This window comes from Trabulsiella odontotermitis, assembly GCF_030053895.1.
Classification (GTDB): domain Bacteria; phylum Pseudomonadota; class Gammaproteobacteria; order Enterobacterales; family Enterobacteriaceae; genus Trabulsiella; species Trabulsiella odontotermitis_C.
This window is the reverse complement of the sequence record NZ_CP125781.1, coordinates 667,960-686,720: the sequence shown is the minus strand read 5'-3', so window position 1 is coordinate 686,720 and position 18,761 is coordinate 667,960. Positions and strand designations below refer to the sequence as shown.

Sequence of the window (18,761 nt, the reverse complement as noted above, 5' to 3'; positions counted from 1 at the left end):
CTCTCGCCTGAGAGGGGTTTTTTCAGATATCTTCCGGATTGATCCACGGGCGTTGAAACTCCGGCCAGACCAGCGCCACCAGCGCAGGCCAGGCATCGAGGCTGAATTCGCGAAAACATTGCTGCAGGTTCAACACATCGAGATCGGCACGAGAAACCTGTTCGCCATTCAGGCAGCGTTTTTTTAACGTGTCGTAATATTTATATACCGCTGAATTGAGATCGCTACAGCGCCGCTGGGCATCAAATAAACCAGGCACGGCATTTATTTCCGCCATGCTCATCCCTTTAATTGTTGCGTGCAGGAAATCGATATATTCATGATTAACCCGCCAGTACCACACCGGCGTGATAGCATTCATCAGCACTGAAAAGTGATCTTCGCCCTCTTCCTTGCTCATCGGATACACAGATTCCGGGCCGGTGTGCCCTTCGCCTCGCGGCTTTTTATTGTTCCCGGGCATTAAGAAAAGAATTACCGCTGTGAGCAATAACAGTGCTATCACAAAATAAATTATGCTGTTCATGGTTTGCTCCATTTTTTTTGATTTTAAAATTACACCATGATATTGTCAACGAACCTCAATTCTGCATCCCCTCTATTGTGTTGAATAAAAAGGACATCATCAATGATACCCGAGACGCTTATCCCGGCTCGTTTCCACTTATCTGCAATGGAGAAGGAAACCGGGGAAGCAGATAAAAATGCTAATCTAACACAAAGTAAAAGCACGCTGGCGAAACATGAAAAAGATATTTTAGCGACGGTTGCGCATAACGGCCAGTCGCGAAATATGTTACTGGAAGAGCGCGACCGCCATATTAAAGACCGTTTGTTTCGTGTGATTAAAATTGAAGCTTTTGCCAGAGCCATGAATGATTTACAAGCGGAAGGTGAAATTGACGCTCAGGAATTAAGTCAAATTATTACTGAAAAAACGACATTTATAAATGAATCCGGTAATGAAATTTGGCTTAATTTAATAACCCGTGAGACTGATTCACCTGTTTTTTATAAATTTCTCGACGAGTCATCAACATGAAAGATGTTGAAGATAATAACGTCTATTTGACTTTAGACGACAGAAACAGCGATGACATTATTCGCCATCAGAACCTGACGGTGCTGATTAACGAAAAAAACGCCGCCATTGAACATACGGCACAGGCCGTGATGTCCATTCCCGCCGCACTGGTCAAAATGAAGTGGCAAAACCGCCGCGATATCTACGCCTGGCAGGTGAAAGAAGAGATTTACGGCGCCGCCATTGAGGAAATCATTGCGCGCAAACCAGAACTGAAAGAGAAGCTGCTGGCGCGTATCGAAGCCAACTACCAGCACATTCTGGCGCGTGAGGCCGCAACACTGCGCCTGTCGCGCAGACTGGCAGAAGGCAAGATGCGCACCGCGAACGTCAACAATGTGGCGCTGGACGACACACCGAAGAAGAAGAAATAAAAAAGGCTGGCAGACCAGCCTTCTCACCCTGCATCACACGGATTACTTCGCTTGTGTGACCTCTTGCCCTACCAGACCAATCTTCAGATAGCCCGCCTGATGGAGTGTATCCATCACTTTCATCATCGTTTCATAATCGACGGTTTTATCCGCACGGAAGAAAATGGTGGTGTCTTTTTTACCTTCCGTCGCTGCGTTCAGCGTGGTGATCATATCCGCTTCCGTTACCGGATCGTTGCCGAGGAACATCGTTTTATCCGCTTTCACTGACAGATAAATCGGTTTTTCCGGACGCGGCTGCGGCTGGCTGGAGGACGCCGGAAGATTGACTTTAACGTCCACGGTGGCGAGCGGTGCCGCTACCATGAAGATGATCAGCAGCACCAGCATAACGTCGATAAACGGCGTCACGTTGATTTCATGCATTTCACCGTTATCGTCCAGATTTTCGTTAAGACGCATCGCCATAAAGCATTAACCTACACGTAATTTCTGAGCCGTACGAACCGGATGCGTAACACCGCTGGCGTTAAGATCTAAATCGCGGCTCTGCAACAGCAGCACCTGCGCCGCCACGTCGCCGAGGGTCGCTTTATAGCTGCCAATCATACGAGCAAAAATGTTGTAGATAACGACCGCCGGGATCGCCGCAAACAGCCCGATCGCCGTCGCCAGCAGCGCTTCCGCGATCCCCGGAGCGACGACCGCAAGGTTGGTGGTCTGCGTCTGAGCGATACCGATGAAACTGTTCATGATCCCCCAGACGGTGCCAAACAGACCGACGAATGGAGAAATAGCGCCAATGGTCGCCAGATAGCCGTTGCCGCGCCCCATATGGCGACTCACTGCGGCGACGCGGCGCTCCAGGCGGAACCCGGTACGCTCTTTAATGCCTTCGTTATCTTCCGAACCGGCGGACAGTTCTAACTCGTTCTGTGCTTCGTTCAGCAACAGCGTGCTCAGGCTTTTACCGTGGAAAGCGGCAGCGATTTCACTGGCCTGATCGAGGGAACGGGCTTCGCTCAGTTGCTTTTGTTCACGCTTGAGGCGACGCTTATGAGACAGGAGCTCGGCGCTTTTACTGAAGAAAATGGCCCAGGTGACGACCGACGCCAGCACCAGACCAATCATCACGACCTTAACCACGATGTCGGCATGATGATACATACCCCAAACGGAGAGATCCGCCTGCATCAAATTATTACCCACTCTGCATCTCCAGGATGTCTGTCACAAAAAAACTGAGCTAATAATATCAAAACGTCGTCGAATTGATAGTCGTTCTCATTAGTATTTACATAGTGCCGTAAATCACACTTCTTTTCCTTGCGCTGACGCAGTAAAAAAAGCGCATTTCTTCTCTATGAAAAATATTCTGCTTTATCAGTGAACCACTGGTGCAGCTTTTATCAGTCATGGTAGTCTGGACGTCCAGACGTATAAAAACAGGCAGATTAACATGGCAGACAAGCACCTCGACACCGCGCTGGTTAACGCAGGGCGTAGCAAAAAATACACGCTGGGCGCGGTTAACAGCGTCATTCAGCGCGCCTCTTCTCTGGTTTTTGACACGGTCGACGCAAAAAAACAAGCGACCCGCAACCGCGCGAAAGGCGAGCTGTTTTATGGCCGTCGCGGCACGCTGACCCACTTCTCATTGCAGGAAGCGATGTGCGAACTGGAAGGCGGCGCCGGTTGCGCCCTCTTCCCCTGCGGCGCGGCAGCGGTCGCGAATTCCATTCTGGCGTTTGTCGAGCAGGGTGATGAAGTGCTGATGACCAACACCGCCTACGAACCCAGCCAGGATTTCTGTACCAAAATGCTTGCCCGGCTCGGCGTCAGCACTTGTTGGTTTGATCCGCTGATCGGCGCCGACATCGCGCAACTGGTGAAGCCGAACACCAAAGTGGTGTTTCTGGAATCGCCGGGGTCGATCACCATGGAAGTTCACGATGTTCCGGCGATTGTCCAGGCCGTCCGCCGCGTGGCCCCTGAGGCGATCATTATGATCGATAACACCTGGGCCGCAGGCATTCTTTTTAAGGCGCTGGAGTTCGGCATCGATATTTCTATCCAGGCCGCCACGAAATACCTGATCGGCCATTCCGACGGCATGATCGGTACCGCGGTCGCCAACGCCCGCTGTTGGGATCGTCTGCGGGAAAATGCTTACCTGATGGGGCAGATGGTGGATGCCGATACCGCCTACATGACCAGCCGCGGTTTACGTACCCTCGGGCTGCGTTTGCGTCAGCATCACGAAAGCAGTCTTAAAATTGCCGAATGGCTCTCAAACCACCCGCAGGTTGAACGAGTAAACCATCCTGCACTTGCAGGCAGTAAAGGCCACGAATACTGGAAACGGGATTTTACAGGTAGCAGCGGTTTGTTCTCATTCGTTCTGAAAAAACGCCTCACTGACGCAGAACTTTCCGCCTATCTCGATCCATTCGAGCTGTTCAGCATGGCCTTTTCCTGGGGCGGCTACGAGTCGCTGATCCTCGCCAATCAGCCTGAGCAAATCGCGCACATGCGCCCCGGCGGTGAGGTCGATTTCAGCGGTACCCTGGTGCGAGTGCACATCGGCTTAGAGAATGTTGACGATCTTATCGCGGATTTAGCGGCGGGGTTCAGTCGCATCGTGTAAAGTGGCGCAGGCTGTGCACCTGAATGAACAGATTTACAGATAATTTCTTCAGAATTGTCTGTATTTGTTGCGCCCGCGATCAAGGTGTTTGGGGAACATCAGGAGTACAATAGCAAAATAAGCGCGGTTCTTTAGGAAAGTTCATGGTAGTCATTCAAGATATAGTCGCCGCTCTCTGGCAGCACGACTTTGCTGCACTGGCGAATCCTCACGTTGTGGGTGTTGTTTATCTGGTTATGTTTGCGACGTTGTTTCTGGAAAACGGTTTGCTTCCTGCCTCTTTCTTACCGGGCGACAGTTTGCTGTTACTGGCAGGGGCGCTTGTCGCAAAAGGCGTCATGGACTTTGTACCTACCCTCGTAATTCTGACCACCGCGGCCAGTCTGGGTTGCTGGCTGAGCTATTTCCAGGGACGCTGGCTCAGCAATACGCAAATTGTAAAAAGCTGGCTGGCGCAACTCCCCGCGAAATACCATCAGCGCGCGACCTGCATGTTTGACCGTCATGGCCTGCTGGCGCTGCTTGCCGGGCGTTTTCTGGCGTTTGTACGCACCCTGCTACCGACCATGGCAGGCATTTCCGGGCTGTCGAGCCGCCGCTTCCAGTTCTTCAACTGGCTGAGCGCCCTGCTGTGGGTAGGCGTGGTAACCAGCCTGGGCTACGCGCTCAGCATGATCCCGTTCGTGAAACGCCATGAAGATCAGGTGATGACCTTCCTGATGATCCTGCCAATTTTCCTGTTAGTGGCCGGGCTGCTCGGTACACTGATTGTGGTTATTAAGAAGAAATACTACAGCGCCTGATCGCTGACGCCGCCGGGCAACGCCTTACGCCCGGCGAATCCGCGCCGCATCCTCGCCTGGCGTCATGCCAAAGTAACGCTTAAATTCCCGACTGAACTGCGACGCGCTTTCATAGCCTACGCGCATCGCCGCCGCACTGGCCTTCATGCCATCGTGGATGATCAACATCCGCGCCCGATGCAGACGATAGGTTTTCAGGTACTGCAAGGGCGAGGTACTGGTGACCGATTTGAAATTATGGTGAAACGCCGAGACGCTCATGTTGGCTTCCGCCGCCAGTTGATCGACGCTTAGGTTTTCGGTGTACTGGCTTTCAATGCGCTTCAGCACCCGGCTAATCAGGCTGAAATGCGTCTGACGACTGACCACCGCCAGCAACGCGCCGCCGCAAGGGCCTGTCAACACATGGTAAAGGATCTCGCGGATAATCTGCTTACCGAGAATGCGCGCATCCAGCGGTCTTTCCATCACATCCAGCAGCCGTTCCGCCGCGCAGAGAATATCGTCGGAGAGCGTGGCAGAGTTGATCCCGCTGGCGGCCATCGCCGGGCGGAAAAGATCGTCTTCGCCGATGTCCATCAGCAATTCCTGGAGTTGCAAAATATCAACATTGAGGCGAATACCCGCCAGCGGTACATCGGGCGTCGCGAAGGTTTCGCACTCAAAAGGCAGTGGAACGGTCAACAACAGATATTCATTGGTGTCGTAGCGGAACGTTCGCTCATTGATATAGCCAATCTTATGACCCGAAAAGAGAAATACGATGCCGGGCTGATACATCACCGGCGTACGCGTACCGGGCTGCGTACCGTATAGCAGGCGGACGTCAGGCAGCAGGTCGTTCAGCTTTTCCTGATGAGATATCAGTTGTTTAATCTGTTCCGTCAGTTGCAGACAGATGGCTTCACGATTCATTGCAGGTCACTCCGGGCAGATTTATCGACCGTTACATTGTGCGCACTCTTGTGCGGTTTCTCCAGCGCTCTGGAGAAATGGGCAAGACATCGGCAGAAATGTGCATTGAGGGTCCGGAGGCACAAGACCACAATAATCCTCATCAGGCAGAGGCTCTGCGCTGCCATTTTTCACTCTCTGTTAAGGGAACGAGCAATGAATAATTTTAACCTTCATACCCCCACCCGCATTCTGTTTGGTAAAGGCGTGATTACTGATCTTCGCGCTCAAATCCCGGCTGACGCTCGCGTGCTGATCACCTACGGCGGCGGCAGTGTGAAAAAAACCGGCGTGCTGGATCAGGTGCTGAGCGCGCTGAAAGGTCTGGATGTGCTGGAGTTCGGCGGTATCGAACCTAACCCGTCTTACGAAACGCTGATGAAAGCCGTGAACATCGCCCGCGACGAGAAAGTCACTTTCCTGCTGGCTGTCGGCGGCGGTTCCGTGCTTGATGGTACTAAATTTATCGCGGCGGCAGCGCATTACGCTGACGGCGTTGATCCGTGGCAGATCCTCGAAACCCGCGGTAGCGAGATCCACAGTGCTATCCCGATGGGTTCGGTACTGACGCTGCCCGCCACCGGCTCTGAATCAAACAACGGCGCGGTGATCTCGCGTAAAACCACCGGTGATAAGCAGGCGTTTAAAAACCCGCACGTACAGCCGGTGTTTGCGATCCTCGATCCGGTTTATACCTACACCCTGCCGCCGCGTCAGGTCGCTAACGGCGTGGTTGATGCCTTCGTCCATACCGTTGAACAGTATGTGACCTATCCGGTGAACGCCAAAATTCAGGATCGCTTTGCTGAAGGCATTCTGCAGACCCTGGTCGAAGAAGGTCCGAAAGCGCTGGCAGAACCGGAAAACTACGATGTGCGCGCTAACGTGATGTGGGCGGCCACTCAGGCGTTGAACGGGTTAATCGGTGCTGGCGTGCCGCAGGACTGGGCGACACACATGCTCGGCCATGAACTGACTGCAATGCACGGGCTGGATCACGCCCAGACGCTGGCGATTGTTCTGCCTGCGCTGTGGAACGAAAAACGTGACGCTAAGCGCGCCAAACTGCTGCAGTATGGTGAGCGCGTATGGAATATCACCGACGGTTCTGAAGAAGAACGCATCGACGCCGCTATCGCCGCGACGCGTAATTTCTTCGAGCAGCTCGGCGTACCGACGCACTTGTCCGACTATGGTCTGGATGGCAGCTCCATCCCGGCGCTGCTGGCAAAACTGGAAGCACACCACATGACCAGACTTGGCGAAAAACAAGATATTACCCTCGACGTCAGCCGCCGTATTTACGAGGCCGCACGCTAAGGTTTACCGCTTTTCCTTTCGTTTTTGCATATTTCGTCCAGACTTAATCCTACACCTCCCCGGGGCATTGTTCCGGGGAGACACCTAAAAGGAGGAATGCATGACACATCCAACCGTAATCAAACTACAGGACGGCAACGTAATGCCGCAGCTGGGTCTCGGCGTGTGGAAAGCAGGTAACGAGGAGGTCGTCAGCGCCATTCATAAAGCGCTGGAAGTGGGCTATCGTTCTATCGATACCGCCGCGGCATATCAAAACGAGGATGGCGTAGGCAAAGCGCTAAAGACCGCCAGCGTGCCGCGCGACGAGTTGTTCATCACCACCAAACTGTGGAATGACGATCAGAAACGCCCCCGTGAAGCGCTGCAGGAAAGCCTGAAAAAACTGCAGCTTGAACATGTCGACTTATACCTGATGCACTGGCCGGTACCGGCTATCGACCATTACGTTGAGGCCTGGGAAGGCATGATTGAGCTACAAAAATCAGGGCTGGCGAAAAGTATCGGTGTCTGCAATTTCCAGATCAACCATCTGCAACGGCTGATCGACGAAACCGGCGTGACGCCGGTGATCAACCAGATCGAATTGCATCCACTGATGCAGCAGCGTCAGTTGCATTCATGGAACGCCACGCACAAGATCCAGACCGAATCCTGGAGCCCGCTGGCGCAGGGGGGTAAAGGCGTGTTTGATCAGAAGATCATTCGCGACCTGGCCGATAAATACGGCAAAACCCCGGCGCAGATCGTCATTCGCTGGCATCTCGACAGCGGTCTTGTTGTGATCCCGAAATCGGTTACTCCGTCGCGCATCGCGGAAAACTTTGATGTCTGGGATTTCCGTCTTGATAAAGACGAACTCGGCGAAATTGCGAAGCTGGATCAAGGGAAACGGCTGGGGCCGGATCCGGACCAGTTTGGCGGCTAAGCGCGTAAAAAAAGCCGGATGGCGCTTGCGCTTATCCGGCCTGGAGGGTTAGCGTCGCTGGTGTTTCATCGGCGTGTGTTTGGTCAGCGCCGGGCGCGTGTTGCGATTCTGACGACGCGCCTCGCGCATCTCTTCAATCGTCGGTGCCGGCACCAGGCAATCACGGCGACCGCCAATCAGATGTTTTTTGCCCATCGCTTCCAGCGCCTGACGGATCAGCGGCCAGTTGGCTGGATCATGATAGCGCAGCAGCGCTTTATGCAGACGACGTTGTTTATCGCCTTTTGGCACCACCACCTCTTCACTCTTGTAGCCAATCTTCGCCAGCGGGTTTTTGCCGGTGTGATACATGGTAGTTGAGTTCGCCAGCGGCGACGGATAGAAGTTCTGCACCTGGTCGAGGCGGAAACGGTGTTTCTTCAGCCACAGCGCCAGATTCACCATGTCTTCATCACGCGTTCCAGGGTGTGCGGAAATAAAGTACGGGATCAGATACTGCTCTTTGCCTGCTTGCTTCGAATAAGTATCAAACAGCTCTTTAAAGCGCTGATAGCTTCCCATTCCCGGCTTCATCATCTTCGACAACGGCCCTTCTTCGGTGTGCTCCGGGGCAATCTTCAGATAACCGCCCACATGGTGTGTCGCCAGCTCTTTGATATAACGCGGATCTTCCACGGCGATGTCATAACGCACGCCAGAGGCGATGAGGATTTTTTTAATGCCTTTCAGATCTCGGGCGCGGCGATAGAGATTGATCGTCGGCTCATGGTTGGTGTCCATATGCTGACAGATGTCCGGATAGACGCATGACAGGCGACGACAGGTCTGTTCGGCACGCGGCGACTTACAGCGCAGCATATACATGTTCGCAGTCGGGCCGCCAAGGTCGGAAATCACGCCGGTAAAGCCCGGAACTGTGTCGCGAATGGCTTCGATCTCATTGATGATCGAATCTTCAGAGCGGCTCTGGATGATGCGCCCTTCATGTTCGGTGATCGAGCAGAACGAACAGCCGCCAAAGCAACCGCGCATGATGTTGATCGAGAAACGGATCATCTCGTACGCCGGGATGCGGCTGTTGCCATACGCCGGATGCGGTACACGCTTGTACGGCAGGGCAAACACACTGTCCATCTCTTCGGTCGACAGCGGAATGGCCGGCGGGTTGATCCAGATATAGCGGTCGCCGTGCTTCTGCATCAGCGCGCGGGCGCAGCCCGGGTTGGTTTCATGGTGCAGAATACGGGAGGCGTGAGCGTAAAGCACTTTGTCGCTTTTGACCTTCTCAAACGACGGCAGCAACACGTAGGTTTTCTCCCACGGCTTCGGACGCGGCGGCTGAACGACAATGGCTTTCGCTTCGGTTTTCTTCGGTTCGACCGGTTTGTTATCCGCACACGGCAGATCTTCACCGTACGGATGCGGAATCGGGTCGATTTTGCCCGGCATATCAATGATCCGCGAATCCACGCCGCTCCAGCCCGGCAGCGCCTCTTTCACCATAATCGCGGTGTTGCGCACGTCGCGGATCTGCTCCACCGGCTCGCCCTGTGACAGACGGTGCGCGACCTCCACCAACGGACGCTCACCGTTGCCAAAAATCAGCATGTCGGCTTTGGAATCCACCAGCACGGAACGGCGCACGGTATCAGACCAGTAATCATAATGCGCGGTACGGCGCAGGCTGGCTTCGATGCCGCCGAGGATCACCGGTACATCTTTCCACGCCTCTTTACAGCGCTGGGTATAAACCAGCGTCGCGCGGTCAGGACGTTTGCCCGCCACGTTGTCCGGCGTATAGGCGTCGTCATGGCGCAATTTGCGGTCGGCGGTGTAGCGGTTGATCATGGAATCCATGTTGCCGGCGGTCACGCCGAAAAACAGGTTCGGTTTGCCGAGACGCATGAAGTCTTCTTTGCTGTTCCAGTCCGGCTGCGCAATGATCCCCACGCGAAAACCCTGCGCTTCCAGCATCCGACCGCAGATCGCCATGCCGAAGCTCGGATGATCAACGTAGGCGTCGCCCGTCACCAGTACGATGTCGCAACTGTCCCAGCCAAGCAGATCCATCTCCTCCCGGGACATCGGCATAAAGGGCGCGGGGCCAAAACAGGCCGCCCAGTACTGGGGCCAGGAAAAGAGGTCGCGATCCGGCTGGATCAGGGAAATTGCGCTCATAATGCTTCCGAAGAAAAAACAAACAAAAGGGCGGGGATTATACGCTGGATCATTGTGGGAAATGAAGGGGTATTGTGCGGGGCCAGGTAATGCCCGGTGGCGCTGCGCTTACCGGGCCTACGTGACTGGCGGGCGATTTACGGTGCCGGATTCACCAGCATCTGCCCAATCGAACCGCGATCGGCCATTTCCAGCGTCTGGCTCGCGAACTGGAACGGGAAATGCGGCCATGACGGCTGGCCATAATAGACCAGCAACTCAACCTGACCGTCGACCCACACGGTATCTTTCCAGCCGCGGTCTTCCGGAAACGGCATCGCACCGTTCACGTTGCGGATCTGGAACATCACGCCTTCAATGTGGAATGACTGCGGCAGGTCGGCGCGTACCGTCCAGCGCTCCCAGGTTCCCTGCTGTGCGGTAATATCGATGCGCTTCGGATCCCACAACTGGCCGTTAATGCCCGGATCTTCGCCCAGCGTAATATCGCGGCTGCGAATCGGCGTGCCGGACATGATTTCCGTTGGCAGTAGCCGCATCGGCAGGCTATCGGTCACCAGCGGCAACAGCCCGGTCGGGCGCAGCGTCAGTACTAAGGTTGAAATCAGAATGCTCGACGGCTCAAAGAAGCCGCGAATACGATCAACGATGCCTGCGGCTTCACCGCAGGTAATCGACACTTCATCGCCATTGGTCATATCCACCAGCACTTCACGGCGCTCGCCGGGTGCCAGCGACAGCTGTTTCACGGACACCAGCGCCGGTAAAAAGCCCTGATCGCCGGAAATCACATGCAACGGGCGACCGTCACTCATTTGCAACTGATAGCGGCGCGCGTTCGAGGCATTCAGCAGGCGTAAACGCACCCAGCCGCGGGAAACCTCGACGTACGGACTTTGCACGCCGTTCACCAGCAGCGTATCGCCGACAAAACCGCCGTTACCGGGTTCGCTGTATTCCGGTGTGCCGAAGTTGTCGAGACGCTTGTCCTGAATAATCACCGGGAAGTCATCGACGCCGTAATGGTTCGGAATGGGTAAGGACTTACTCACTTCGTCTTCCACCAGCCACATGCCCGCAAGACCGTTGTAAACCTGCTGCGCCATATGGTTTGGCGTGTTGGCGTGATACCACAACGTCGCCGCGCTCTGGCGAATCGGCAGCACTGGCGCCCAGTCAGCATTCGGCGACATCATGCGCGCCGCGCCGCCGATGAGCGGTCCCGGTACCTGTAGCCCGCTGATCGTCATCGCCACGTTTTCCGACAGGCGGTTGCTGTAAATCAGCTTGGCGTCATCCCCGTTCCAGACGCGAATCGTCGGCCCGAGATAACGGCCATTGATGCCCCAGACCGGCGCGCGCGTACCCTGGGTAAACGACCAGTGGGCGCGTTGCAGGGTTAAGAAGATCGGCTGACCATGACGGGACTCCACCAACGGCGGGACCGGCAATGCCTGCTGCTGGCCCGCGGCGTTTGCCCTCAGCGGCACGGCACCGGCACACAGTGCCAGCCCCGAGGCCTGAATAAACTGACGCCGACTGAGTGACATAGAGACTCCATGAAATACTGACAAAACAGAAGGAGGGAATTCGTTTCCCGCCGATTAGCGTTTACCGCTCGCTTCCCGCTGCGCAACTTCCTGATCAAGCTCGGCAATCTTCGCCGCCATCACCTCACGGCAATGGGTGGACAGAGCGCGAACCTGATCTTTGCCCCATTTGCTGGTATCGATGGGCGGGAGCATCTCAACAATCACCAGACCGTTATTCAGGCGGTTGAGGTTAATTTTATTAGAAGTATTGGAAACGCACACAGGAATAATGGGAACGCCCGCCGCCAGTGCGGCGTGGAAAGCGCCGGTTTTAAACGGCAGCAAACCGCGGCCACGGCTGCGCGTTCCTTCCGGAAACATCCAGAATGAAATCCTGCGTTTTTTGAAGTTTTTGACCACTTCAGCAATGGTGCCGTGCGCTTTCGCCCGGTTGTTGCGGTCAATCAGCAGGTTGCCCGTCAGCCAGTACAACTGACCAAAAAACGGGATCCACAACAGGCTTTTTTTCCCGACGGTGACCGTTGGCGGCTGAACAATGCTTGATGCCGTCACCATGTCGTAGTTGTTCTGGTGGTTGGCAATGTAAATCGCATTACCGTAACTTTCCGCATCGGCGGGTTTACGCAGTTCCACCTTCAGACCAAAAAGCGGCGCAAGTCGGCCAAACATATGACCAAACGTCGCAACGTGTTTGGGATTGCGTGGGCTGAACAGACAGTAAATGCAGCCAAAAATGCATACCAGAATGCAGTAGATCACGACGATGATTAATCGAAAAATTAATAACATAACATCCTCTGAAACCCAGGCCCTCGGGTCTTACCGCAAATTCTAACACGCCCCTCAAAAGTCGGGGCGTTTGTTTTTACTCTTCGCTATCGCCAGCGTCAGGGCGCTTCGGTGAGTCGATGTCAATGCGATCGATTTTTTGCAGACCGCGCATCAGCGTGCCGCGGCGCCCGCGTTCGCCAGTGACTTTCTGCAACTCTTCCGGACGCAGCTTGATCTTACGTTTGCCGACATGAATGGTCAGTGTGCTTTGCGGCGGCACTAAATAGAGGTGCGCCAGGCTGTCGAGACCTTTGGCGGCATCTGCCGAAGCGATGTTAATGATTTTATTGCCCTTGCCTTTCGACAGCTCAGGAAGGTCGCTGACCGGGAACATCAGCATACGACCGGCGGTAGTGATCGCCAGCAGCATGTCGGCGTCATTTTCAATGACCACCGGCGGCATCACCTGCGCGTTTTCCGGCAGAGAAATCACCGCTTTACCGGCACGGTTACGCGCCACCAGATCGTTAAAGGTACAGACAAAACCGTAACCGGCGTCAGACGCCATCAGCAGTTTTTGGTCATCCCCTTCCATCAGCATATGCTCGACGGTCGCGCCCGGCGGCAGCGTCAGCTTGCCGGTCAGCGGCTCGCCCTGACCACGCGCCGACGGCAGCGTAATCGGGTCAATAGCGTAGCTGCGACCGGTGGTATCAATAAACACCACTGGCTGGCTGCTCTTGCCTTTCACTGAAGCTTTCCAGTTGTCGCCGGATTTATAACTCAGCCCCTGCGCGTCAATGTCATGACCTTTCGCGCTGCGTACCCAGCCCATCTGCGACAGGACGATGGTCACCGGCTCTGACGGCAGCATGTCGTGCTCGTTCATCGCCTTCGCTTCTTCACGCTCGTGCAGCGGAGAACGACGATCATCGCCGTAGGCTTCAGCATCTGCCTGCAACTCTTTCTTCAGCAGGGTATTCATTTTGCGTTCGGAGGCGAGAATCGCCTGAATCTGATCGCGCTCTTTTTCCAGATCGCTCTGCTCACCGCGAATCTTCATCTCTTCCAGTTTGGCGAGATGGCGCAGTTTCAGTTCGAGGATCGCTTCAGCCTGGGTTTCGCTGATGCCGAACCGCGACATCAGCACCGGCTTCGGCTCGTCTTCACTGCGAATGATATGGATCACTTCGTCGATGTTGAGGAACGCGATCAGCAAACCTTCAAGGATATGCAGGCGGCGCAGCACACGTTCCAGACGATAGTTGAGGCGGCGGGTCACGGTATCGCGACGGAACGCCAGCCATTCAGTGAGGATCTCCAGCAGGTTTTTCACCGCCGGGCGACCATCCAGACCGATCATGTTGAGGTTGATGCGGTAGCTTTTTTCCAGATCCGTCGTGGCGAACAGATGGTTCATCACCTGCTCCATGTCGACACGGTTGGAGCGTGGCACAATCACCAGACGCGTCGGGTTTTCGTGGTCTGACTCGTCGCGCAGATCGTCAACCATTGGCAATTTTTTATTGCGCATCTGGCTGGCGATTTGCTCCAGCACGCGGGCGCCGGAAACCTGGTGCGGCAGTGCGGTAATCACCACCGCGCCGTCCTCTTTTTTCCACACTGCGCGCATGCGCACGGAACCACGACCGTTCTGGTAGATTTTGCGGATTTCGGCACGCGGGGTAATGATTTCCGCTTCCGTCGGGTAGTCCGGCCCGTGCACGATATCCAGCAGTTCGTCCAGCGAGGTTTTCGGTTTCTCGATAAGGGTAATCGCCGCACTGGCGACTTCGCGCAGGTTGTGCGGCGGAATGTCTGTCGCCATCCCGACAGCGATGCCGGTGGTACCGTTCAGCAGGATGTTCGGCAGACGCGCAGGCAGCATTTTCGGCTCCTGCAGCGTGCCGTCAAAGTTCGGCACCCAGTCAACGGTTCCCTGCCCCAGCTCGCCCAGCAGCACTTCGGCGTATTTCGACAAACGGGATTCGGTATAACGCATGGCGGCGAAGGACTTCGGATCATCCGGCGCCCCCCAGTTTCCCTGCCCGTCAACCAGCGGGTAGCGGTAGGAGAACGGCTGCGCCATCAGCACCATCGCTTCATAACAGGCGCTGTCGCCATGCGGATGGTATTTACCGAGCACGTCACCGACGGTACGGGCGGATTTTTTAAACTTGGCGCTGGCGCTCAAACCCAGCTCAGACATCGCATACACGATGCGACGTTGAACCGGCTTCAGGCCATCACCAATGAACGGCAACGCGCGATCCATGATGACGTACATGGAGTAATTGAGGTAGGCGTTTTCCGTAAATTCATGCAGCGCAAGGCGCTCTGCCATATCGCTCATTAACTGTGATTCCTTAATATATGCGCCGGTCTGGTGCAGGCGGCAAAACTACCCGCGATAATACCCTATCTGGCGCGCCGAGTCACAGGGGCGTCTGGCGTGAAAATAACAGACATCCGGGCGATCTCTCGCCCGGATGGAAAAGGGTGCTGCGTTAACGAAATAACTTAGTTCGTTTTGCTGATCTGTTTGACGTCGATTTCCACCGAGTTCCAGTCTTTATCGACTTCGCCGCGGATCTCAACCTTATCCTGCGGGGTGACGGTCACGCCGTTCCAGCGCTTGTGATCGATATCGACGTTAATCGTCCCGCTGGCGTCTTTGAAGACATACAGATCATCAGAAATACGCTCAACGATGTTGCCGCGCAGCGTCACCCAGGTGTCATCACGCAGGGATTTGGCGTTTTCAACGGTGGTGACGGAGCCGTCTGGCCCCTGGAATCCGCCGCCCTGGGTTTGTGTCGCGCCCGGACCGCTAAAGCCTCCCTGAGTCGCCGCAAATACCGGGGCAGACATCAGAGCCAGAATGGCTGTCATAGCCGCTAATTTTTTCATTTCTACTCTCCTTTCTCATCTCTGTGGTGTCCATTACACAAGGTAAAACTTAACAACTTCTTAAGAGAAAAAAAGAAATTTTTCTGCTGTACAGCGACGGTTATGGCGGGTTTACTGAAGGTAGTAACGCTTCACAAGGACGATCTTATGCGCATTTTACTGGTAGAAGACGACAAGCTTATCGGCGATGGCCTGAAAGCGGGCCTGAGCAAAATGGGCTTTAGCCTCGACTGGTTCACCCGCGGCGACGAAGGAAAAGCCGCACTTTATGCCGCGCCTTACGATGCGGTGATCCTTGATCTCTCCCTGCCCGGCATTGACGGGCTGGATATCCTGCGCGAATGGCGCAACAAAGGCCACAGCGAGCCGGTACTGATCCTCACCGCCCGCGATGCGCTGTCGCAGCGCGTGGAAGGGTTACGCCTCGGCGCTGATGACTATTTGTGCAAACCCTTTGCACTGATTGAGGTGGCAGCACGCCTCGAAGCGCTGATTCGCCGTTCGCACGGCCAGTCGAGTAATGAATTGCGCCACGGCGCGGTAACGCTTGACCCTGGCAAACTGACGGCGACGTTATCCGGCGAGCCGCTGGCGCTCAAACCGAAAGAGTTTGCCCTGCTGGAGTTGCTGCTGCGTAACACCGGGCGCGTGCTGCCGCGTAAGCTGATTGAAGAGAAGCTGTATAACTGGGACGACGACGTCTCCAGCAATGCCGTGGAAGTCCATGTCCACCATCTTCGCCGCAAGCTCGGTTCTGATTTTATTCGCACGGTGCACGGCATCGGCTACACCTTAGGTGATGTATGACGCTCATTCGCCAGCTCAGCCTCCGTCTGCGGCTGACTCTGCTGTTTTTCCTGCTGACGCTCATAGCCTGGGGTTGCGCCAGCTTTTTCGCCTGGCAGCAAACCTCGGAAAAACTCGACAAGCTGTTCGACACCCAGCAAATGCTGTTCGCCAAACGCCTCAGCGCGATGGATTTTGCGAGTGTGCATTCACTTACCCCGACGGTGGCGGAGCGTAAAAAGATCAAACACGGTCATCTGGATGATGACGCGCTGGCGTTTGCCATTTTCACCGCCGACGGTAAACGCCTGCTCGATGATGGCGAAAACGGGCGCGACATTTCTTATAACTATCGCCGCGATGGCTTCGATGATAGTCAACTGAAGGACGATGACGACGCGTGGCGCTTTCTCTGGCTGACGACGCGCGACGGGCAATACCGCATCGCCGTCGGTCAGGAATGGGATTACCGCCAGGAAATGGCGCTGGATATCATCACCTCGCAGCTGACGCCCTGGCTGATAGCGTTGCCGCTGATGCTCATTCTGCTGTTTGTATTGCTGAGCCGTGAACTGTCGCCGCTAAAAAGGATCACCCGTTCGTTGCAGGTGCGTTCGCCGGAATCCGCTGAGCCCATCGGCACAGACGGCGTGCCCAGCGAGGTGCGACCACTGGTGGATGCGCTGAATCAGCTGTTTCAGCGTACACATAACATGGTGGTGCGCGAACGCCGTTTCACCTCTGATGCAGCGCATGAACTGCGCAGCCCGCTGACAGCGCTGAAAGTCCAGACCGAAGTGGCGCAACTCTCGGTGGACGATCCCGAAACACGGGAAAAGGCGCTCGCTCAGTTGCACACCGGCATTGATCGCGCGTCAAGGCTGGTCGAACAACTGCTGACGCTGTCGCGCCTGGACTCACTGTCACAGCCCGATGACATCGCACCGATCCCGATGGAAGATCTGCTGCAATCGGCAGTGATTGATATTTACCCTTCCGCACAGTCCGCCGGTATCGACGTGCGTCTGCACATGGAAGCGCAGGGCGTGGTGCATGCCGGGCAGCCGCTGTTGCTCAGCCTGCTGGTACGAAATCTGCTTGATAACGCCATTCGTTACAGCCCCCGCGGTAGCCAGGTTGATGTGACGTTGAGCGCTCGTCAGTTTACCGTTCGGGATAACGGCCCCGGTGTCAGTGAAGAAGCGCTGGCGCGCATTGGCGAACGCTTTTACCGCCCGCCGGGACAAGATCAAACCGGCAGCGGGCTTGGGTTGTCTATCGTTCGCCGCATTGCCGCCCTGCATCAGATGTCGGTCACCTTTGGCAACGCGCCGGAAGGGGGGTTCATCGCGCGCGTGTGGTGGTAAAACGTTTAATTATTGCGCTTTGAGCAAAAGACTTTGCACATTTTGCTCATTTTTCCCTTTCGTTAGTTCGCGTATTATCACTGCCAAACTCGTTACATTGGGGACAAGACATGAGCAACATTTTGATTATCAACGGTGCGAAAAAATTCGCCCATTCCAACGGCCAGTTAAATGACACCCTGACCGAGGTCGCGGATGGCGCGCTCCGCGATGCCGGACATGATGTTAAAGTCGTTCGTGCTGACAGCGACTACGACATCAAAGAAGAAGTACAGAAGTTCCTCTGGGCTGACGTCATTATCTGGCAGATGCCGGGATGGTGGATGGGCGCACCGTGGACGGTCAAAAAGTACATCGATGATGTCTTTACCGAAGGTCATGGTTCTCTGTATGCCAGCGATGGCCGTACCCGTTCCGATGCCAGCAAAAAATACGGTTCCGGCGGTCTGATTCAGGGCAAAAAATACATGCTGTCGCTCACCTGGAACGCGCCTGCAGAAGCGTTCTCTGATGAAGCGCAGTTCTTCCACGGTGTTGGTGTTGACGGTGTTTACCTGCCGTTCCACAAAGCCAATCAATTCCTGGGAATGGAAGCATTGCCGACGTTTATCGTTCACGACGTGATCAAAATGCCGGATGTCCCCACGTATATCGCAGAATATCGCAAGCATCTGGCGGAGATTTTTGGTTAACTAGACGCAGGTAAAACAAAGGAGTTGAGTTAACCATGTTGACAGTGATTGCAGAAATCCGCACCCGTCCCGGGCAACACCATCGTCAGGCAGTGCTGGATGAGTTCGCGAAAATTATTCCGACCGTGTTAAAAGAAGAAGGCTGTCACGGCTATGCGCCGATGGTCGATCACGCGGCGGGTGTCAGCTTTCAGGCGACCGCGCCGGATTCTATCGTGATGGTGGAGTTGTGGGAAACCGTGGCGCATCTCGAAGCGCATCTGCAGACCCCGCACATGAAAGCGTGGAGCGAAGCAGTAAAAGCGAGTGTGCTCGAAAGCCATATTCGCATTCTGGAGAACGGGGTTTAACCCTTGTGTATTGCCGGGCGGCACTGCGTTTGCCCGGCTTACGG

General features: G+C 55.1%; 19 protein-coding genes. 10 read left to right on the top strand and 9 right to left on the bottom strand.

What is annotated here, in order from left to right:
* Positions 1-22 precede the first annotated feature (22 nt).
* Complete coding sequence (locus QMG90_RS03330) at positions 23-526, bottom strand: ESA_00282 family adhesion-associated protein (RefSeq protein ID WP_283282712.1); 504 nt, start codon at positions 524-526, stop codon at positions 23-25.
* A gap of 102 nt (positions 527-628) precedes the next feature.
* Here QMG90_RS03330 and QMG90_RS03325 point away from each other — a divergent pair, with 102 nt between their 5' ends.
* Positions 629-1,042, top strand: coding sequence for a hypothetical protein (locus tag QMG90_RS03325; RefSeq protein WP_283282711.1), 414 nt, complete (start codon positions 629-631; stop codon positions 1,040-1,042).
* A complete protein-coding gene (locus QMG90_RS03320) occupies positions 1,039-1,458 on the top strand; it encodes a cytoplasmic protein (RefSeq protein ID WP_283282710.1) in 420 nt (139 codons plus the stop codon). The genes QMG90_RS03325 and QMG90_RS03320 overlap by 4 nt, the downstream gene beginning before the upstream one ends.
* A gap of 42 nt (positions 1,459-1,500) precedes the next feature.
* On the opposite strand, the gene exbD is transcribed toward QMG90_RS03320, so the two are convergent.
* Positions 1,501-1,926, bottom strand: coding sequence for a TonB system transport protein ExbD (gene exbD, locus QMG90_RS03315; RefSeq protein WP_283282709.1), 426 nt, complete (start codon positions 1,924-1,926; stop codon positions 1,501-1,503).
* Positions 1,927-1,932: 6 nt separating this feature from the next.
* Positions 1,933-2,667, bottom strand: a complete 735-nt coding sequence (exbB, locus tag QMG90_RS03310; protein WP_283282708.1) for a tol-pal system-associated acyl-CoA thioesterase — start codon at positions 2,665-2,667, stop codon at positions 1,933-1,935.
* A gap of 250 nt (positions 2,668-2,917) precedes the next feature.
* Here exbB and metC point away from each other — a divergent pair, with 250 nt between their 5' ends.
* Both metC and yghB read left to right on the top strand, forming a co-directional pair.
* Complete coding sequence (gene metC, locus QMG90_RS03305) at positions 2,918-4,105, top strand: cystathionine beta-lyase (protein ID WP_283282707.1); 1,188 nt, start codon at positions 2,918-2,920, stop codon at positions 4,103-4,105.
* A gap of 143 nt (positions 4,106-4,248) precedes the next feature.
* Positions 4,249-4,908 carry a DedA family general envelope maintenance protein YghB gene (yghB, locus tag QMG90_RS03300; protein ID WP_283282706.1) on the top strand — a complete coding sequence of 220 codons (660 nt, stop codon included), beginning with the start codon at positions 4,249-4,251 and terminating at the stop codon, positions 4,906-4,908.
* Between the two features lie 24 nt (positions 4,909-4,932).
* Here the strand turns inward: yghB and QMG90_RS03295 are convergent, their stop codons facing one another.
* On the bottom strand, positions 4,933-5,823 hold the full coding sequence (locus QMG90_RS03295) for an AraC family transcriptional regulator (RefSeq protein ID WP_283282705.1): 891 nt from the start codon (positions 5,821-5,823) through the stop codon (positions 4,933-4,935).
* A 195-nt stretch (positions 5,824-6,018) separates the two neighbouring features.
* Here QMG90_RS03295 and yqhD point away from each other — a divergent pair, with 195 nt between their 5' ends.
* Together yqhD and dkgA are read left to right on the top strand one after the other, a co-directional pair.
* Positions 6,019-7,182: an alcohol dehydrogenase gene (gene yqhD, locus QMG90_RS03290; RefSeq protein ID WP_283282704.1), complete on the top strand. Its 1,164-nt coding sequence runs from the start codon at positions 6,019-6,021 to the stop codon at positions 7,180-7,182.
* A gap of 100 nt (positions 7,183-7,282) precedes the next feature.
* Positions 7,283-8,110, top strand: coding sequence for a 2,5-didehydrogluconate reductase DkgA (gene dkgA / locus QMG90_RS03285; RefSeq protein ID WP_283282703.1), 828 nt, complete (start codon positions 7,283-7,285; stop codon positions 8,108-8,110).
* A gap of 48 nt (positions 8,111-8,158) precedes the next feature.
* Here dkgA and QMG90_RS03280 read toward each other — a convergent pair whose 3' ends face one another.
* From QMG90_RS03280 to QMG90_RS03260, 5 genes are all read right to left on the bottom strand, one after another.
* Positions 8,159-10,288 (bottom strand): YgiQ family radical SAM protein, encoded by a 2,130-nt coding sequence (locus QMG90_RS03280; RefSeq protein WP_283282702.1) that lies wholly within the window; start codon positions 10,286-10,288, stop codon positions 8,159-8,161.
* A 137-nt stretch (positions 10,289-10,425) separates the two neighbouring features.
* The gene (gene ftsP, locus QMG90_RS03275; protein WP_283282701.1) at positions 10,426-11,838 is read right to left on the bottom strand and encodes a cell division protein FtsP; all 1,413 of its coding nucleotides are present in this window, start codon (positions 11,836-11,838) and stop codon (positions 10,426-10,428) included.
* Between the two features lie 54 nt (positions 11,839-11,892).
* A complete protein-coding gene (gene plsC, locus QMG90_RS03270) occupies positions 11,893-12,630 on the bottom strand; it encodes a 1-acylglycerol-3-phosphate O-acyltransferase (protein WP_054178856.1) in 738 nt (245 codons plus the stop codon).
* 76 nt (positions 12,631-12,706) lie between these two features.
* Positions 12,707-14,965, bottom strand: coding sequence for a DNA topoisomerase IV subunit A (gene parC / locus QMG90_RS03265; protein WP_283282700.1), 2,259 nt, complete (start codon positions 14,963-14,965; stop codon positions 12,707-12,709).
* 167 nt (positions 14,966-15,132) lie between these two features.
* The gene (locus QMG90_RS03260; RefSeq protein ID WP_283282699.1) at positions 15,133-15,522 is read right to left on the bottom strand and encodes a YgiW/YdeI family stress tolerance OB fold protein; all 390 of its coding nucleotides are present in this window, start codon (positions 15,520-15,522) and stop codon (positions 15,133-15,135) included.
* Positions 15,523-15,669: 147 nt separating this feature from the next.
* Between QMG90_RS03260 and qseB the strand changes: the two genes are divergently transcribed.
* From qseB to QMG90_RS03240, 4 genes are all read left to right on the top strand, one after another.
* The gene (qseB, locus tag QMG90_RS03255) at positions 15,670-16,329 is read left to right on the top strand and encodes a quorum sensing response regulator transcription factor QseB (protein WP_283282698.1); all 660 of its coding nucleotides are present in this window, start codon (positions 15,670-15,672) and stop codon (positions 16,327-16,329) included.
* Complete coding sequence (gene qseC, locus QMG90_RS03250; protein WP_283282697.1) at positions 16,326-17,675, top strand: quorum sensing histidine kinase QseC; 1,350 nt, start codon at positions 16,326-16,328, stop codon at positions 17,673-17,675. The genes qseB and qseC overlap by 4 nt, the downstream gene beginning before the upstream one ends.
* Positions 17,676-17,785: 110 nt before the next feature.
* Complete coding sequence (locus QMG90_RS03245; RefSeq protein ID WP_054178861.1) at positions 17,786-18,367, top strand: NAD(P)H-dependent oxidoreductase; 582 nt, start codon at positions 17,786-17,788, stop codon at positions 18,365-18,367.
* A gap of 35 nt (positions 18,368-18,402) precedes the next feature.
* Positions 18,403-18,717 carry a putative quinol monooxygenase gene (locus QMG90_RS03240; protein WP_283282696.1) on the top strand — a complete coding sequence of 105 codons (315 nt, stop codon included), beginning with the start codon at positions 18,403-18,405 and terminating at the stop codon, positions 18,715-18,717.
* The last annotated feature ends 44 nt before the right edge of the window (positions 18,718-18,761 follow it).

Bases quoted from the DNA above. Each gene is read 5' to 3' on its own strand.
- dkgA (WP_283282703.1), top strand. From the start codon at position 7,283: ATGACACATCCAACCGTAATCAAACTACAGGACGGCAACGTAATGCCG.
- QMG90_RS03260 (WP_283282699.1), bottom strand. From the start codon at position 15,522: ATGAAAAAATTAGCGGCTATGACAGCCATTCTGGCTCTGATGTCTGCC.
- ftsP (WP_283282701.1), bottom strand. From the start codon at position 11,838: ATGTCACTCAGTCGGCGTCAGTTTATTCAGGCCTCGGGGCTGGCACTG.
- qseC (WP_283282697.1), top strand. From the start codon at position 16,326: ATGACGCTCATTCGCCAGCTCAGCCTCCGTCTGCGGCTGACTCTGCTG.
- metC (WP_283282707.1), top strand. From the start codon at position 2,918: ATGGCAGACAAGCACCTCGACACCGCGCTGGTTAACGCAGGGCGTAGC.
- yghB (WP_283282706.1), top strand. From the start codon at position 4,249: ATGGTAGTCATTCAAGATATAGTCGCCGCTCTCTGGCAGCACGACTTT.
- plsC (WP_054178856.1), bottom strand. From the start codon at position 12,630: ATGTTATTAATTTTTCGATTAATCATCGTCGTGATCTACTGCATTCTG.
- QMG90_RS03330 (WP_283282712.1), bottom strand. From the start codon at position 526: ATGAACAGCATAATTTATTTTGTGATAGCACTGTTATTGCTCACAGCG.
- qseB (WP_283282698.1), top strand. From the start codon at position 15,670: ATGCGCATTTTACTGGTAGAAGACGACAAGCTTATCGGCGATGGCCTG.
- QMG90_RS03245 (WP_054178861.1), top strand. From the start codon at position 17,786: ATGAGCAACATTTTGATTATCAACGGTGCGAAAAAATTCGCCCATTCC.
- parC (WP_283282700.1), bottom strand. From the start codon at position 14,965: ATGAGCGATATGGCAGAGCGCCTTGCGCTGCATGAATTTACGGAAAAC.
- QMG90_RS03320 (WP_283282710.1), top strand. From the start codon at position 1,039: ATGAAAGATGTTGAAGATAATAACGTCTATTTGACTTTAGACGACAGA.
- QMG90_RS03240 (WP_283282696.1), top strand. From the start codon at position 18,403: ATGTTGACAGTGATTGCAGAAATCCGCACCCGTCCCGGGCAACACCAT.
- yqhD (WP_283282704.1), top strand. From the start codon at position 6,019: ATGAATAATTTTAACCTTCATACCCCCACCCGCATTCTGTTTGGTAAA.
- QMG90_RS03280 (WP_283282702.1), bottom strand. From the start codon at position 10,288: ATGAGCGCAATTTCCCTGATCCAGCCGGATCGCGACCTCTTTTCCTGG.
- exbD (WP_283282709.1), bottom strand. From the start codon at position 1,926: ATGGCGATGCGTCTTAACGAAAATCTGGACGATAACGGTGAAATGCAT.
- QMG90_RS03295 (WP_283282705.1), bottom strand. From the start codon at position 5,823: ATGAATCGTGAAGCCATCTGTCTGCAACTGACGGAACAGATTAAACAA.
- QMG90_RS03325 (WP_283282711.1), top strand. From the start codon at position 629: ATGATACCCGAGACGCTTATCCCGGCTCGTTTCCACTTATCTGCAATG.